The sequence below is a fragment of the Streptomyces sp. NPDC024555 genome, from assembly GCF_055559335.1.
In genome coordinates, this window is record NZ_JBVHKV010000008.1 from 10,261 (window position 1) to 25,930 (window position 15,670).

11 protein-coding genes are annotated in these 15,670 nt (G+C 73.2%); 6 read left to right on the forward strand and 5 right to left on the reverse strand.

The annotated features are described in order from the left end of the window. Window positions 1–3,569: glycosyltransferase family 2 protein (locus ACZ4FH_RS15125; protein WP_467304937.1), on the reverse strand; the 3,569-nt coding region annotated here is incomplete at its 3' end. A 289-nt stretch (window positions 3,570–3,858) separates the two neighbouring features. Next, window positions 3,859–4,122: a WhiB family transcriptional regulator gene (locus ACZ4FH_RS15130; RefSeq protein WP_030927001.1), complete on the reverse strand. Its 264-nt coding sequence runs from the start codon at window positions 4,120–4,122 to the stop codon at window positions 3,859–3,861. 696 nt (window positions 4,123–4,818) lie between these two features. On the opposite strand from ACZ4FH_RS15130, the gene ACZ4FH_RS15135 reads away from it, so the two are divergent. The 3 genes from ACZ4FH_RS15135 to ACZ4FH_RS15145 are packed head-to-tail and all read left to right on the forward strand — an operon-like array spanning window position 4,819 to window position 7,629. Next, the gene (locus ACZ4FH_RS15135; protein ID WP_467304938.1) at window positions 4,819–5,316 is read left to right on the forward strand and encodes a cysteine dioxygenase; all 498 of its coding nucleotides are present in this window, start codon (window positions 4,819–4,821) and stop codon (window positions 5,314–5,316) included. Between the two features lie 43 nt (window positions 5,317–5,359). Beyond that, entirely contained in the window at window positions 5,360–6,316 is a 957-nt protein-coding gene (gene cofD, locus ACZ4FH_RS15140; protein WP_467304940.1) for a 2-phospho-L-lactate transferase, read from the forward strand. Next, entirely contained in the window at window positions 6,313–7,629 is a 1,317-nt protein-coding gene (locus ACZ4FH_RS15145; protein ID WP_467304941.1) for a coenzyme F420-0:L-glutamate ligase, read from the forward strand. The genes cofD and ACZ4FH_RS15145 overlap by 4 nt, the downstream gene beginning before the upstream one ends. Window positions 7,630–7,648: 19 nt before the next feature. On the opposite strand, the gene ACZ4FH_RS15150 is transcribed toward ACZ4FH_RS15145, so the two are convergent. The 3 genes from ACZ4FH_RS15150 to ACZ4FH_RS15160 form a co-directional block, all read right to left on the reverse strand. Further along, window positions 7,649–8,629 (reverse strand): DNA-3-methyladenine glycosylase family protein, encoded by a 981-nt coding sequence (locus tag ACZ4FH_RS15150; protein WP_467304943.1) that lies wholly within the window; start codon window positions 8,627–8,629, stop codon window positions 7,649–7,651. A gap of 91 nt (window positions 8,630–8,720) precedes the next feature. Further along, window positions 8,721–9,812 carry a mannose-1-phosphate guanylyltransferase gene (gene manB / locus ACZ4FH_RS15155; protein ID WP_467304945.1) on the reverse strand — a complete coding sequence of 364 codons (1,092 nt, stop codon included), beginning with the start codon at window positions 9,810–9,812 and terminating at the stop codon, window positions 8,721–8,723. Between the two features lie 135 nt (window positions 9,813–9,947). Further along, window positions 9,948–11,231, reverse strand: a complete 1,284-nt coding sequence (locus ACZ4FH_RS15160) for a peptidoglycan recognition protein family protein (protein WP_467304946.1) — start codon at window positions 11,229–11,231, stop codon at window positions 9,948–9,950. 138 nt (window positions 11,232–11,369) lie between these two features. On the opposite strand from ACZ4FH_RS15160, the gene ACZ4FH_RS15165 reads away from it, so the two are divergent. The 3 genes from ACZ4FH_RS15165 (at window position 11,370) to ACZ4FH_RS15175 (ending at window position 15,668) form a co-directional block, all read left to right on the forward strand. Beyond that, window positions 11,370–12,119 carry a TIGR03089 family protein gene (locus tag ACZ4FH_RS15165; protein ID WP_467304948.1) on the forward strand — a complete coding sequence of 250 codons (750 nt, stop codon included), beginning with the start codon at window positions 11,370–11,372 and terminating at the stop codon, window positions 12,117–12,119. 231 nt (window positions 12,120–12,350) lie between these two features. Next, window positions 12,351–13,697, forward strand: a complete 1,347-nt coding sequence (locus tag ACZ4FH_RS15170) for an LCP family protein (protein ID WP_467304950.1) — start codon at window positions 12,351–12,353, stop codon at window positions 13,695–13,697. Window positions 13,698–13,922: 225 nt separating this feature from the next. Beyond that, a complete protein-coding gene (locus ACZ4FH_RS15175; RefSeq protein WP_467304951.1) occupies window positions 13,923–15,668 on the forward strand; it encodes an LCP family protein in 1,746 nt (581 codons plus the stop codon). Window positions 15,669–15,670 lie beyond the last annotated feature (2 nt).

Consider the following 15,670-nt stretch of genomic DNA (forward strand, 5'->3'; position numbering starts at 1 on the left):
GGCGGCAGCGTCCCGTACTGGCCGGTGTCACCCTCGCCCTGCGGCGGCAGCGTCCCGTACTGGCCGGTGTCACCCTCGCCCTGCGGCGGCAGCGTCCCGTACTGGCCGGTGTCACCCTCGCCCTGCGGCGGCAGCGTCGCGTACGCACCGGTGTCGCCCTCGGCCTGCCGGGGGACGAAGACGCCCGGGTCGTCGTCCTCGTCGGGTGCCGGGGCGCCCATGGGCATGCCGTCGGCGCCCGCCGGGCCCGGACGGCCGTCGCCGGCGCCGTCCGGGGACCCGCCGTCCGGCTCGCCCTCCGCCAGGGCGGCGGCGCGGAGCCTGCGGGCCCGGCGGCCCTCCCCGGCGACCGGCTCGGCCGGGACCGCGAGGTCCGCGTCGGGCAGGTCGTCGTCGATCTCGCGGCGCCGGCCGGGCAGGGCCATGACCACGAGGACGACCGCGAGCGAGATCTGGGCCCAGATCCACGCCCGGTGGGTCAGCGGGGTCTCGTACGTGAGGGACAGGGCGCCCCCCTCGGCGGGCAGCGCGAAGCCCTGGGCCCAGCCGTCGACGGTCTTGCGGTCGAGCGCCCGGCCGTCGAGCGTGGCCTGCCAGCCGGGGTCGGCGGCCTCGGCGATGCGCAGGGTCCGGCCCTCGGCGCCCGCGGGGATCTTGGTGTGCACCTCGACGGGGCCCGATTCGACCGGCAGCGGCTCGTCGGCCGCGGCGGACGGAACGATCATGACGCGGGCGACCTGGCGGCGGTCCACCCGCCACAGGGCGCTGCCGTCCAGCTGGCTCAGCCGGCTGAGGCCAGGGGTGGCGTCGAGCACCCGGCTCATCTGCTTCGGGGCGCCGTCGCGCACGAGGACGTACCGGATCGCGAAGCCGCTGAGCTGGCTGCCCTGGTCGGCACCGGAGCCGGCCACCAGATTGGCGACGACCTTGTCGAGGTGGCCGTTGCCGCCGCCGGACTCGGCCAGTTCGGCGTCGCCGAGGCGGGCGCCGGAGCCGCGGACCAGGGTGTACTCGACCAGGTCCGACGAGGTTCCGCCGAGCACCAGGGTGCGCGGTTGGTCGCGGGTGCCGGACTCCTCGGCGACGAAGGCGGGCACCTGGACCGGGTCGCGGCGCTCCAGCGGTCCGGCCGCGCCGCCGATCATCCAGCCGGCGGCGGCGAGCACCGGGGCGGCCGCGGCGGCCAGCGCGATCAGGGCGGCGACCGGCTGGCGCCAGCCGAAGCTCTGCTCGGCGACGCGGACCCGGGCGCCGTCCGCGCCGACCAGCGCGGCGGCGATGAGCGCGGCGCCGTAGACGAGGGTGGCCGGTCCGGCCCAGCCGGAGCCGTTGGCCAGGGCGGCGAAGACGAGCCCCACCAGGGCGGCGGCCCAGGCGGTCCGTACGGCGAAGCGGCGCTCGGAGCGCAGCAGTGCGGCCAGGGCGGCCAGCACGATGCCGAGGAGGAGGACCCCGCCGGCCGCCTTGGGACCGCCGGGGCTGATGCCCAGCAGATCCAGGGCGGAGGCCTCGCCCGAACCGGTCTCCAGGCCCGCTTCCTTCAGGAAGGACGAGGGGCTGCCGAGCAGCGAGAGCGACCAGGGGGCGAGGACGAGCAGCGGGGTGCCGACGGCCGCGACGAAGCGCAGCGCGTAGGCGGTGAGGTCGTTGCGGCGCAGCGCCAGGACCCCGAGGCCGAGCACCACGGCGAGCGGCCAGACGATCGGCGTGAACGCCATCGCGAGGGTGAGCAGCAGGGTGTACGCCCAGGTGGCGCGCCAGCTGCCGCGGGCGTCGCCGGTGGCGCGCATGCCGTGCGCGGAGACGGCGGTGCGGGCGATCAGCGGGAGCAGGACCGCCAGGACGGCGGTGCCCAGCCTGCCGGTCGCGAGGGCGCCGGTGGCGGCGGGCAGGAAGGCGTACGCGATGCTCGCCCAGGCCCGCAGGAGCCGTGAGGGCAGCAGCGGGCGGGAGACGAAGTAGGCGGTGAGTCCGGCGAGCGGGACCGAGCAGACGAGCAGCAGGGTGAGCGCGAAGCCGGTGGAGCCGAGGAAGAGCGCGGAGAGCGCCGAGAGCACGGCCAGATAGGGCGGTGCGGTCTGGGTGCCGCCGGTGCCGATGGTGTGCCAGCCGTCGGCGTAGCGGCCCCAGAGGTCGGAGACGTCGGCGGGGGCGGGCAGCAGGGCGCCGCCGGCCAGGGCGCCGCCGCCGAGCAGGCCGCGGCAGGCGACGAGCGAGACGAGGAGGAGCACGGCGAAGAGGACCGGGCCGGGCTTGCGGCCGATCCTCTTCAGCCGGGCGAACTGGTCGATCTCCAGGTAGTCGGCGTCGTCGCCGCCCGGTCCGGACTCGACGGCGCCGTGCCGGGAGCCGCCGGTGTCGGCGTCGGAGCCGCCGCCGAGGTTCCCGGCGACCTGTTCGACGGTCGCGCGGACGGTGGCGCCGGGGGCGGGGAAGAGTCCGCGCAGTTCGGCCTGGTCGACGGCGCCCTTGCCGCGGCTGCGGCGGGCTCCGAGGATGCGGCCGGGGCGCAGCAGGGTGCCGAGGAGGCCGGTGACCTCGTCGAGCGCCTGGCCGGGCACCTTGCCGACGAGGTAGGCCAGGGTGCGCAGCAGGGTGCCGAGGACGAGCCGGAGCAGGACCCAGGGCAGCCGCTTGCCGGGGGTGTTCACCAGCATGGTGTAGACGGCGCCGGCCTTGTCGACGCGGTGCGGGTTGGCCACGGAGCGGCCGGCGCAGTCGATGGGGCGGCGTTCGCGGGCGGAGGCCTCGGCGTGCCGCAGGACGGCGTCGGGGGCGACGAGCACCCGGTGTCCGGCCCGGTGGGCGCGCCAGCACAGGTCGACGTCGTCGCGCATCAGGGGGAGCCTGCGGTCGAAGCCGCCGAGTTCCTCCCAGACGTCCCGGCGGATCAGCATGCCGGCGGTGGAGACGGAGAGGACGGTGCGGACCTGGTCGTGCTGGCCCTGGTCCTGTTCGCGCCGGTCCAGTCCGGTCCAGCGGCGGCCGCTGTTGGCGATCGAGACGCCGACCTCCAGCAGCTGGCGGCGGTCGTACCAGCCGCGGAGCTTGGGGCCGACGATCGCGGCGTGCGGGTCCTCGTCGACGACGCGCAGCATCTCGGCGAGGGCGTCCGGCTCGGGCGCGCAGTCGTCGTGGAGCAGCCAGAGCCACTGCACCGGTTCGCCGTGCGGCAGTTCGGGCAGGTCGTAGGCGTCGTCGCGCCAGGTCCGGGTGACCGGGTCCCAGCCGCTGGGCCGCTTCAGATAGGGCAGGTCGTCCGGGGTGAGGACGCCGGCGGTGCGGCTCGCCTCGTCGACGGCGGTGCCGAAGCTCGTACGCCGCGCGAGGTGCAGGACGCGGTCGGCGCCGAGCGCCTCGGTGACCAGGCGCGCGGAGTCGTCGGCGCTGCCGGTGTCGGCGGCGACGACGTTCTGTACGGGGCGTTCCTGCCCGAGGAGTCCGGCGAGCGCGTCGGGCAGCCAGCGTGCGCCGTCGTGGGAGACGAGCACGGCGGTGACGACATGCCGGGGGAACTCGGGGGCGGTGGCGGCCGCGTACGGCGCCGCCGATTGGCTGTGCACGGACATCGAGGTACGGGCCCTCCGGCCGGGTCCGGGGGGCGTCCCCCCGGGGGCTGCTTCGGTGTACACGCGCGCTCTGTCGGGTCGTTGGCGCGTCTCGGACGGGGCCCCACACTAACGGTACGGATAACCGGGGTGGCGCGGGAGCGGGGAACGGGGTCGGTGGTACGGAGCGCGGTGCGCCCGGACACGACGACGGCCCGCCGCCTGCGGGCTGGGTGCAGGCGGCGGGCCGTGGCCGGAAACCATCGGGCCGGGACGTGGTCGGCTCCCGGCCGGGAGCGGCGGGGCCGCGTCAGACGGCGGCCTTCTTCAGGCGGCGCCTCTCGCGCTCGGAGAGACCGCCCCAGATGCCGAAACGCTCGTCGTTGGAGAGGGCGTACTCCAGGCATTCGGAGCGGACCTCGCAGGCGAGACAGACCTTCTTCGCCTCGCGGGTCGACCCGCCCTTCTCGGGAAAGAAGGACTCGGGGTCGGTCTGGGCGCACAGTGCGCGCTCCTGCCAGCCGAGTTCCTCGTCCGCGTCCTCGACCAGCAGTTGCTGGAACAGCTCGGTCATGTGCGCCCCTCGTCTGTCTCTTGCGTCCCCGTGATGCGGCCGTGATCGAATCGGCCGAACGACACGGGTGAAATTACAGGTATGTAGCTCTGGGCGAGTCAAGCCCGCATCTGCTATTGGGCCCCGTATTCACTCTGCGGAACCAAGCGTACGCAGAAAGTGTGCAAATCACCAAAAACCTGACATATGCCATAGCCCCCTTCACCCCCGAACCTGCCACTGGAAGGAACTCCCCCGGGGGCGGACACGTTGCGATTCGGTCACCGAAGCGATCAAGATCACAGTCGGATCACGGGCGGCGGCGTTTGAGGGCACGGCTGTTGCGCCACATCTCCGGCCCCGCGTCTGCATAAACCTTTCTCCGGATGGAGTAACCGGATGAGGTGAAACATTACCGCCAAATCGGGCATTGGGTTGACAGGTGCCGCCCCTCCCCGCTCTCCTTGATGGCATGCCAGTGACCTCAGCGATGCGCGCCACCCACGTCCGTGGGTTCCGCAGCGCTGTCCAGGCCCGCTGTTGCTGTTCCAGCTGTCTCGGCTGTTGAAGCCCGCGCGCTCCAGCCGTATCCCGCTCATCCCGGACCCCCGGACCCGTTCCCCCGTGGCCTGACGGCCCCTGTGGTCACCCGGTCCCGCGGTCCTCGCGACACCCCTGCACCGCACCCGCGCCACCTGCCGAGGAACCACCGCACCCATGAACAGCGACAGCGACCTCCAGATCGCCGGCGACCTCCTCGAGGTCCCCCACCTCCTGCGCCCCGCCCGCGAACACCCCGCCACCGTCGCGGAATTCGTCGGACTCGCCCGTACCGTCGCCGCCGACCGCGCCGCCTGGGCGCCGCTCGTCCGCTACGACACCACCACCCGCTGGTACCACCGGCTGCGCACCGGACCCGGCTACGAGGTCTGGCTGCTCAGCTGGGTCCCCGGCCAGGGCAGCGGACTGCACGACCACGGCCCCTCCTCGGGCGTACTGACCGTGCTGGACGGCGAACTGACCGAGCGTACGGACCGCGGCAAGCGGACCCTGGCCGCCGGCGCCCAGCGCGTCTTCGCCCCCGGCTACGTCCACGAGGTGGTCAACGACTCCCTCGAACCCGCCGTCAGCCTGCACATCTACTACCCGGGCCTGACCGACATGCCGATGCACGCCACCCGGTGCGCCGCGGCCCCCGCACCGACCCCGGCCTGAGACCCCTCCCCAACGACCGGGCTCCGCCTGACAGACTGTTTCCATGCGCATTGTGGTTCTGGCCGGCGGTATCGGTGGTGCTCGTTTTCTTCGTGGCCTCAAGGAGGCCGCGCCGGACGCGGACATCACGGTGATCGGCAACACCGGTGACGACATCCATCTGTTCGGCCTCAAGGTCTGCCCCGACCTCGACACCGTGATGTACACCCTGGGCGGTGGCATCAACGAGGAGCAGGGCTGGGGCCGCACCGACGAGAGCTTCCACGTCAAGGAGGAGCTCGCGGCCTACGGCGTCGGCCCCGAGTGGTTCGGCCTCGGCGACCGCGACTTCGCCACCCACATCGTCCGTACGCAGATGCTCGGCGCGGGCTATCCGCTCAGCGCCGTCACCGAGGCGCTCTGCGCCCGCTGGCAGCCGGGCGTGCGGCTGCTGCCGATGTCCGACGACCGGGTCGAGACGCATGTGGCCGTCGACGCCGACGGCGAGAGCCGGGCCGTGCACTTCCAGGAGTACTGGGTGAAGATGCGCGCCTCGGTCCCCGCGCGGGCGATCGTGCCCGTCGGCGCCGAACAGGCCAAGCCCGCGCCCGGGGTGCTGGAGGCGCTCGCGGGGGCCGACGTCATCCTCTTCCCGCCGTCCAACCCCGTCGTCTCCATCGGGACGATCCTGGCCGTGCCCGGGATCCGCGAGGCCGTCGCCGAGGCCGGGGTGCCGGTCGTCGGGCTCTCCCCCATCGTCGGCGACGCCCCGGTGCGCGGCATGGCCGACAAGGTCCTCGCCGCGGTGGGCGTCGAGTCGACGGCGGCCGCGGTCGCCGTGCACTACGGCTCCGGGCTCCTCGACGGCTGGCTCGTCGACACGGTCGACGCGGGCGCGGTGGACGAGGTGGAGGCCGCGGGCATCCGCTGCCGCGCCGTCCCGCTGATGATGACCGATGTGCCCACCACCGCCGAGATGGCCCGGCAGGCGCTGGCCCTCGCCGAGGAGGTGCGCGCGTGAGCGCCGCCGGGGAGGGCGCGCCCTCCTACCGGGTGTGGGCGCTGCCGGGGCTGCCGGAGGTGCGGGCGGGGGACGATCTGGCGAAGCTGATCGCCGCCACCGAGCCGGGGCTGGCCGACGGCGACGTGCTGCTCGTCACCTCCAAGATCGTCTCCAAGGCGGAGGGCCGGATCATGGAGGCCGCCGACCGGGAGGCGGCCATAGACGCGGAGACGGTACGGGTGGTGGCCCGGCGCGGACCGCTGCGGATCGTGGAGAACCGGCAGGGCCTGGTGATGGCCGCCGCCGGGGTCGACGCGTCGAACACCCCCGCCGGCACGGTGCTGCTGCTGCCCGAGGACCCCGACGCCTCCGCGCGGGCGATCCGCCGGGGGCTGCGGGACGTCCTCGGCGTCGAGGTGGGCGTCGTCGTCACGGACACCTTCGGGCGGCCGTGGCGCAACGGACTCACCGACGTGGCGATCGGGGCCGCCGGGGTGCGGGTCCTCGACGATCTGCGCGGCGGCACCGACGCGTACGGCAATCCGCTCTCCGCCACGGTCGTCGCCACCGCCGACGAACTGGCCGCCGCCGGTGACCTGGTCAAGGGCAAGGCCGAGGGGCTGCCCGTCGCGGTGGTGCGCGGGCTCGGCCAGGTGCTGGACCCGGACGACGCCGAGGGCGCGCGGGCCATGGTGCGGGTCGCGGCCGACGACATGTTCCGGCTCGGCACGTCCGAGGCGGTCCGCGAGGCGGTGACCCAGCGGCGCACGGTGCGCTCCTTCACCGGCGACCCCGTGGACCCCGGGGCGGTGCGCCGGGCCGTGGCCGCCGCGGTGACGGCCCCCGCGCCGCACCACACGACGCCCTGGCGCTTCGTCCTGCTGGAGTCGGCCGCCTCGCGGACCCGGCTCCTGGACGCGATGCGGGACGCCTGGACCGCCGATCTGCGGCGGGACGGCAAGAGCGAGGACTCCATCGCCAAGCGCGTCCGCCGCGGCGACGTCCTGCGCCGGGCCCCCTACCTGGTGGTGCCCTGCATGGTGACGGACGGCTCCCACACCTACGGCGATCCCCGCCGGGACACCGCCGAGCGCGAGATGTTCGTGGTCGCCGCCGGCGCCGGCATCCAGAACTTCCTGGTCGCCCTCGCCGGCGAACGGCTCGGCTCCGCCTGGGTCTCCTCCACCATGTTCTGCCGCGACGTCGTCCGCGACGTCCTCGGACTCCCCGCCTCCTGGGACCCCCTCGGCGCCGTCGCGATCGGCCACCCGTCCGAGACCCCGGCCCCGCGCACGGGGCGGGACCCGGAGGACTTCGTCACGGTGCGGTGAGGCCCGCCGCCGCGCCCCGCTACAACGGCGCGATGTTGCGCGGAGTCATCCGGGGCGCGTGGCGGGGCGGGGTGTGGCCGGAGAGCAGGATGAGGCGGGTCGCGCGGTGGCGCTGGCCCTCGTAGGGGGCGAGGAGGGTGAGCATGGCCTCGTCGTCGGCGTCGCGGTCGCCGGCCAGGGCGTGGCCGACGATGCCGGGGAGGTGGAGGTCGCCGACGGTGACGGCGTCGGCGGCGCCGTTGGTGCGCTGCAGGGTTTCGGCGGCCGTCCAGGGGCCGATGCCGGGGACGGCCTGGAGGCGGGTGAGGGCGTCGGGCAGGTCCATGGCCGCCGCCTCCTCCATGCGGCGGGCCACCCGGACCGCGCGCAGGATGGTCGCCGAGCGCTTGCTGTCGACGCCCGCGCGGTGCCACTCCCAGGAGGGGATCAGGGACCAGGTGCGGGCGTCGGGCATCACATAGAGGCCGTACTCCTGGGGGCCGGGGGCCGGCTCCCCGTAGGTGCGGACCAGCAGCCGCCAGGCGCGGTAGGCCTCGTCCGTGGTGACCTTCTGCTCCAGGACCGAGGGGATCAGGGACTCCAGCACCAGGCCGGTGCGCAGCAGGCGCAATCCCGGGCGGCGGTGGTGGACGGCGGCGATCAGCCGGTGGCGCGGGGTGAAGTCCTCCGGGGTGTCGCCCGCGCCGAGCAGCGTGGGCAGCTGGTCCAGCAGCCAGGACGCGCCGGGCCCCCAGGCCGCCGCCTCGATCCGGCCCTCGCGCGCGACGACATGGAGCGTGCCGGGGCCCGCCGGGGTGCGGCTGGCCCGGCGGACCGAGCCGTCGGCGGACATCCGGAACGTGGGGTCGGCGGGGCCGCGGCGCAGCGGGCCGAGGACGAGCCGCAGGTCGAGCGGGCCGGGCGGGGTCCAGTCGCGGGTCAGCGCCGCCGGTACGGGCGTCGCCGTCTGGCGCGGGACGGCCGCGCGCGGGGCGCTGCGGGGGGCGAATCGTCCTGCCACGGGTGAAGGTCCTCGGTAGTCGGGGCTGCCAGTCGAGGGTACGGCCGAATCAGGCCGGCCGGGCCGTCCTCGTACGGGTGGACCGCTCCGGTCATTCGTCCGAGGAGAACCGGAGGGAGGCGGCCGGGAGCCGGGCTCCGCACCAGACGCGGACGCCCTCGCGCAGTTCGTTGTCGGCGCCGACGTGGGCGCCGTCACCGACGACCGCGCCGGCCAGCACCGTACGGCTGCCGATCCTGGCCCCGGCGCCGACGAGGGAGTCGGTGATCACGGCGCCCGGTTCGACGACGGCGCCCGCGAGGACGGTGGAGCCGTCGATCCTGGCGCCCGCGCCGATGACGGCGTCGTCGCCGACGACCGTGCCGCCGGAGAGCTTGGCGTCGGGGGCGACGGTCGCGGTGGGCAGGACGAGCCGGTCGCCGCAGCGGCCGGGGACGGCCGGGGAGGGGGCGCGGCCGAGGACCAGGTCGGCGGAGCCGCGTATGAACGCCTGCGGGGTGCCGAGGTCCAGCCAGTACGTGGAGTCGACCATGCCCTGGAGGTGGGCGCCGTCGGCGAGGAGTCCGGGGAAGGTCTCGCGTTCCACGGAGACGGGCCGGCCCGCCGGGATGGTGTCGATGACCGAGCGGCGGAAGATGTAGGCGCCCGCGTTGATCTGGTCGGTGACGATCTCCTCGGGCGTCTGGGGCTTCTCCAGGAAGGCGGTCACCCGGCCGGTGTCGTCGGTGGGGACGAGGCCGAAGGCGCGCGGGTCCTCGACCCGGGTCAGATGGAGCGAGACGTCCGCCCCGGACTCGGTGTGGCAGGCGGCCAGGGCCCGGATGTCGAGGCCGGTGAGGATGTCGCCGTTGAAGATCAGGACCGGTTCGTCCGGGCCGGAGACGAGGCGCTCCGCGACGTTGCGCAGGGCGCCGCCGGTGCCGAGCGGGTCGCGTTCGGTGACGTACTCGATGTGGAGGCCCAGCGACGAGCCGTCGCCGAAGTACGGCTCGAAGACCTCCGCCAGGTACGACGTCGCGAGGACGATGTGCTCGACCCCGGCGGCCCTGGCACGCGCCAGCTGGTGCGTGAGGAAGGGGACGCCCGCGGCCGGGACCATGGGTTTGGGCGTGTGCACCGTGAGCGGGCGCAGCCGGGTTCCCTTGCCGCCGACCAGGAGGATCGCTTCTTTTGCCTCTGTCACAGCACTGTCTCTGCTTCCTGCTGGGGCCGGGCCGGGGTTTCGGCTGGCCAGTGTATGCAGACCGGAAAGGACGTCCTCGGTCAGCAGCCCGCAGCAGGTCTCCGGCGCGTCCGGCGCCGGGCGGCTCCTTTCGCGTCAGCGGCCCTGCAGCCGGGCCGATCCGGTCCGTGCGGTGCCGAGCTTCTTGTAGAGACGCGCTCCGGGGCATTCGGTTGCGAAACCGTCGCGGTGTCCGGAGATGACGTTCAGTTTGACCTTCCTGCCCTTCTTGTACTTGTTGCTCCCGGCGGAGACGAGCGTCACCTTGCCCTTGGGGTTGGCGCCGAACAGGCCGAGCTTCCAGGCGGTGAGCTTCTCGACGGCGGTGACGGCCGCGGCGGGCGGGTTGGACGAGGTGAAGGTCCCGAGCACGGCGATGCCCATGGTGTTGGTGTTGAAGCCGAGGGTGTGCGCGCCCATGACGGCCTTCGTCACGCCTCCGGCGCGGCCCTCGTAGATGTTTCCGCACTTGTCGACGGCGAAGTTGTAGCCGATGTCGCGCCAGCCGCTGCTCTTGACGTGGTAGCGGTAGATGCCGCGCAGCACCGACGGCGCCTGGGAGCAGGTGTAGTTGTTGCCGGTGGCGCTGTGGTGGATGAAGGCGGCCTTGACGCTCTTGGTGTACGCGAAGGCCTTCTCGCGGAGCTTCTCGTCGGCGCCCCAGCCCTTGCGGGTGATGATGCGGGGGCGGGGGCCGATGTACGGCTTGGCGCCGGGGGCGAATCCGGCGGCCGCCTGCGTGGCCGCGCGGCTCAGGGCGGGCAGGGCGGCGGCGCCGAGCGCGGTGGTGCGGTCCGCGCCGGCCGCCGTGTTCCGCTCGGGCGCGGCGCCGGGGTCGACGAGTTCGAGACGGAGTCCGGCGGGGAGCGGCAGGGGGGACGTGCCGCGGGCGGCGGGGGTCTCGGGCACCACCCGGACCTCGACGCCGTCGGAGGCGCCGGTCCAGAGCGGGGCGGTGGATCCCCGGGCGGCGCCGGAGTCGCGCTCGGCGGTTCCGGCGTCGGCCGAGTGCTCGGCGTTGTGGGTCTCCAGGCCCTGCCAGCCGGACCAGCGGCCGGTGGCGGTGGCGCGGGTGCGGACCTGGGCGGTGCCGTGGAGTTCGGTGTTCACGTCGTCCCAGACGACGCCGACCAGGGAGAACGGCTGGACGCGGGGTCTCGACAGCCCCTGTCCCGGGTCGGCGGCGCCGGCGGACCGGGAGGAGGGCGCGGTCAGGGGGGCCAGGGCCAGGGAGCGGGTCGAGCCGGGCGGGTCGGCGGGCTCGGACGCGGTGGCCGGACGGGCGGTGGTGTCGGGGGCGGCGCCCGCGGGCGCGGCGAGCGGCAGCACGAGGGCCGACGCGCAGGTGACACCTATGGCGGATGCAAGGAAGGCACGCATACAAACGATCCTTGGCACAAGGGGACGAGTCCGGCGACCGGGATGTTCCGGGTCAGTTGACGGCCCGTCTGCCGAACCGGTGTACCCGGCGTCCGCCGCACCGGTGGCCCTCCACCGCCGCCGCGTACGCTTCCGCCCATGAACGCCAGCGACCGCACCCCTGCCGACCTGCTGCGTTCCGCGCTCGCCGCGGACCCGGCCCGCCCCTTGGTCACCTTCTACGACGACGCCACCGGAGAACGCGTCGAACTCTCGGTGGCCACCTTCGCCAATTGGGTGGCCAAGACGGCGAACCTGCTCCAGGGCGACCTCGCCGCGGAGCCGGGCGACCGGCTCGCGCTGCTGCTCCCGGCGCACTGGCAGTCCGCGGTCTGGCTGCTGGCCTGCGCCTCGGTCGGCGTGGTCGCCGAGGTGCAGGGGGACCCGGCCGCCGCCGATCTCGTGGTGACCGGGCCGGAGGGCCTGGAGGCGGCGCGGGCCTGCGGCGGGGAGCGGGTCGCCCTGGCGCTGCGCCCGCTGGGCGGCCGGTTCCCGCAGGTCCCGGAGGGCTTCATGGACTACGCGGTCGAGGTGCCGGCGCAGGGCGACCGCTTCGCCCCGTTCGCACCGGTGGACCCGGGGGCGCCGGCCCTGGCGGTGGGCGGGATCGAGCTGACCGGGGCGGAGCTGGTGGAGCGGGCGCGGCGGGACGGCGCGGCGCTGGGGCTGGACGCCGGTTCCCGGCTGCTGTCGGGGCGGGCGTACGACAGCTGGGACGGGCTGAGCGCCGGGCTCTTCGCCCCGCTCGCGACCGGCGGGTCCGTGGTGCTGTGCCGGAACGCGGACCGGCTGGACGCGGAGGCGCTGGCCCGGCGGGTGGAGAGCGAGCGGGTCACGCTGAGCGTGTGAGACCCCCGGTCGGCGCCGGCGGGGCCGGGTTCGTCAACGCACCGGTACGACAAGCGGCCTGAGGACCACTCGTCCGGACCAGCGTGGGCCGAGCCCTCCCGTCGATCCGTCAGCTCCGGTACATGATCTGCGGTACGGACCACTCAAGGCACAACCAAGCGTGAGGTTCAGCCGTCTACTTGTGCGACCGGCGGCCGTACGCGCTGCCGAACGTGAAGGATGGACGCAGACGTGACCGAAAGCGCCGGCACACCGGACGGGCCCGAGGACCCGGACGGGAAGGGGGACCGGACGCCCGACGCGGCGCAGCCGGCGGCGGGCGGCGCGCCCGGCCCGGACTCCGGCGAGCGGTCCGCCCCGGCGGACGCCCCGGGCGGTGAGACGCGCAGCGGCTCGGGCAGCGGCCCGGGGCACGCCGCCCCGCCCCCGGACGGCGTCCCGGCGGCCGTCGCCCTCACGGTGCGGCGGAAGCGGCACTGGCTGCGGTGGACGGCGCTCGGCGCCTCGTTCGTCGTCCTGGCCGCCGCGGGCACCGGCTGGTGGCTGTACAAGAAACTGGACGGCAACATCCGGACGGACACCTCCGCGGCCGCCGAGTTGAAGGCGTACGAGAAGGAGCGCCCGGCCCAGGTCGTGCACGACGCGCAGAACATCCTGCTGATCGGCTCGGACAGCCGGGCCGGGGACAACCGGAAGTACGGGCGCGACGACGGGGGCAGCCAGCGTTCGGACACCACGATCCTGCTGCACCTGGCGGCGGACCGGAAGAGCGCGACCGCGATGTCGCTGCCGCGCGATCTGATGGTGAACATCCCGGAATGCCATAAGACGGACAAGAGCGTCAGCAAACCGCAATTCGCCCAGTTCAACTGGGCCTTCGAGATCGGCGGGACGGCCTGCACCATCCGGACCGTCGAGAAGATGACCGGCATCCGGATCGACCACTACATGGTCGTCGACTTCAGCGGCTTCAAGAACATGGTGAACGCCGTGGACGGTGTCGAGGTCTGCCTCAAGGAGCCGATCGACGACTCCTCCGCGCACCTCAAGCTCCCGGCGGGCCGCCAGAAGCTCAACGGAGAGCAGGCCCTCGGCTACGTACGGGCCCGCAAGTCCATCGGCAACGGCAGCGACACCGAGCGGATGGACCGCCAGCAGCAGTTCCTCGGCGCCCTGGTCAACAAGGTGCAGAGCAACGGCGTCCTGCTCAACCCCACCCGGCTCTACCCGGTGCTGGACGCGGCCACCAAGGCGCTGACCACCGACCCCGGGCTGGACAGCCTCAAGGACCTGTACGACCTGGTGCGCGGGATGCGCAGCGTGCCGACCGACCGGGTCCAGTTCCTGACCGTGCCCCGGCAGTCGTACCGACTCGACGCCAACCGGGACGAATTGGTACAGCCCGATGCGGACAGACTCTTCAAGCAGCTGCGCGACGACGAACCCGTCGCCGTGGTGCCCGCGGACCAGCTGAAAGAGGACGGAGGAAAAAACGCTGACGCCGATGAGGCATCGGGACCGTCGCCCACACCCACGTACTCGGGAAACAATGCGGCGGCCGACCTGTGCAAGCAGTAAAGCAATAGCCAAACAGTCATAGACGTTCGGCGCGCAATGGGAAGAATGCCCGGTTGTAAAGGCCGTGGAATGTGTCACGCCCGTCGCTGCGCACCGAACAGGACGGATAGTGTGACGCGATCCGGTGCTTCCGGCCAGCTGGCCGCGCACTTCAGGAACCAGAACTGAGCGCCCTTTTCGGGGGGAGGGCGCGTCGCGTGGCACCGACGGAGGACTCAAGCGACCGTGGATGCACAAGGCCGTGGGCGGGCGGAAGAATTCGATCCCGCAGACCAATGGGTTCTCAACCCGGACACCGGCGACTACGAATTGCGACTGAATCACTCCGGAGGGGATTCGACCCGGGCGCCGGGGGTTCCGGCTCCCCGTCGTTCCGCGCCCGCGGACGGCGGTCCCGAGACGGGCCGGCGGCGCGGCGCGCCCGCCGAGGGCACGGTGCCGCGCCAGGGCGGCCGCCGCGCGGCCGGACCGCGCGGCCAGGAGCCGGCCGGGTCCGCCGGTGAGGGTCCGGGCCGCCGCAAGCGCAAGGCGCCCCGGACCCGCCGCAAGAAGGTCCTGGTCTGGACCGGCGGCGTGATGGCCTTCCTGCTGGTGGGTGCCTCGGCGGGCGGCTACTGGCTGTACCAGCACTTCAACGGCAACATCAGCACCATCGACATCGGTGACCGGGGCAACAAGGAGGTCATCACCGCCAACGCCCCGCTCAACATATTGATCATCGGTACGGACAAGCGGACCGGCAAGGGCAACGAGGGCTACGGCGACAAGGGCAGCGTCGGCCACGCCGACACCAACATCCTCTTCCACGTCTCCGAGGACCGCACCAACGCCACGGCGATGAGCATCCCGCGCGACCTCATCACCGACATCCCCGAGTGCAAGTCCAAGCAGGAGGACGGCTCGGAGAAGACGATCCCGGGCCTGAACCACGTCCGGTTCAACCGGAGCCTCGGCGAGGCCGGCCGCGACCCGGGCTGCACGATGGACACCGTCAAGGCGCTGACCGGCCTCCAGGTCGACCACTTCATGATGGTCGACTTCAACGCGGTCAAGACCCTCTCCACCGCGGTCGGCGGCGTCAAGATCTGCCTCGCCCACCCGGTCAAGGACAAGGACTCCAAGCTCGACCTGCCGGCGGGCGAGAGCACCGTGCAGGGCGAGGAGGCGCTCGCCTTCGTCCGGACCCGGCACGCCTACTCCAACGGCAGCGACCTCGACCGGATCAAGGGCCAGCAGCAGTTCATCGGCTCGATGATCCGGCAGATGAAGTCGAGCGACACGCTGACCAGCCCGACGAAGCTCTACAAGCTGGCGGACGCGGCGACCAAGGCCCTCACGGTCGACTCGGCCATCGACTCGGTGCCGAAGCTGACGACGCTGGCCAAGGAACTCACCAAGATCGACACCAAGAACATCACGTTCGTCACCATGCCGGTGATAGACAATCCGGACGAGCCCAAGCCCGTCACCGTGGTCGCCCATCCGACCCAGGCGGAGCAGCTCTTCTCGATGATGCGCGACGACACCTCGCTCACCGAGGTGGCCGCGCAGAAGAAGAAGGCCAAGAGCAAGCAGGATGCGCTCCTCAACGGAACCAAGGCACCCGCCGCCGACGTCCGAGTCGACGTCTACAACGGTGGCGAGGTGCCCGGCGGTGCGCAGCAGACCGTCACCTGGCTCCAGAACGACAAGGGCGTGCTGAAGTCCACGAACAAGGCCAACGCCCCGCAGAAGATCGACAAGACGACGCTCGTGTACGCGCCGAACCAGGCCGATCAGGCCCGTGCGCTCGCCGAGATGATGGGGCTGCCCGGCTCCGCCATGAAGCCGGGCACCGAGGACGCCGTGGGGAAGCAGCCGATGGTGCTGACGCTGGGGAAGGACTTCAAGGAGGCGGGTACGCCCATCAAGGCCCCCGCGAAGATCGACATTCCCAAGGCCAGCGCCGACAAGGCGGAGTGCGCGAAGTGACA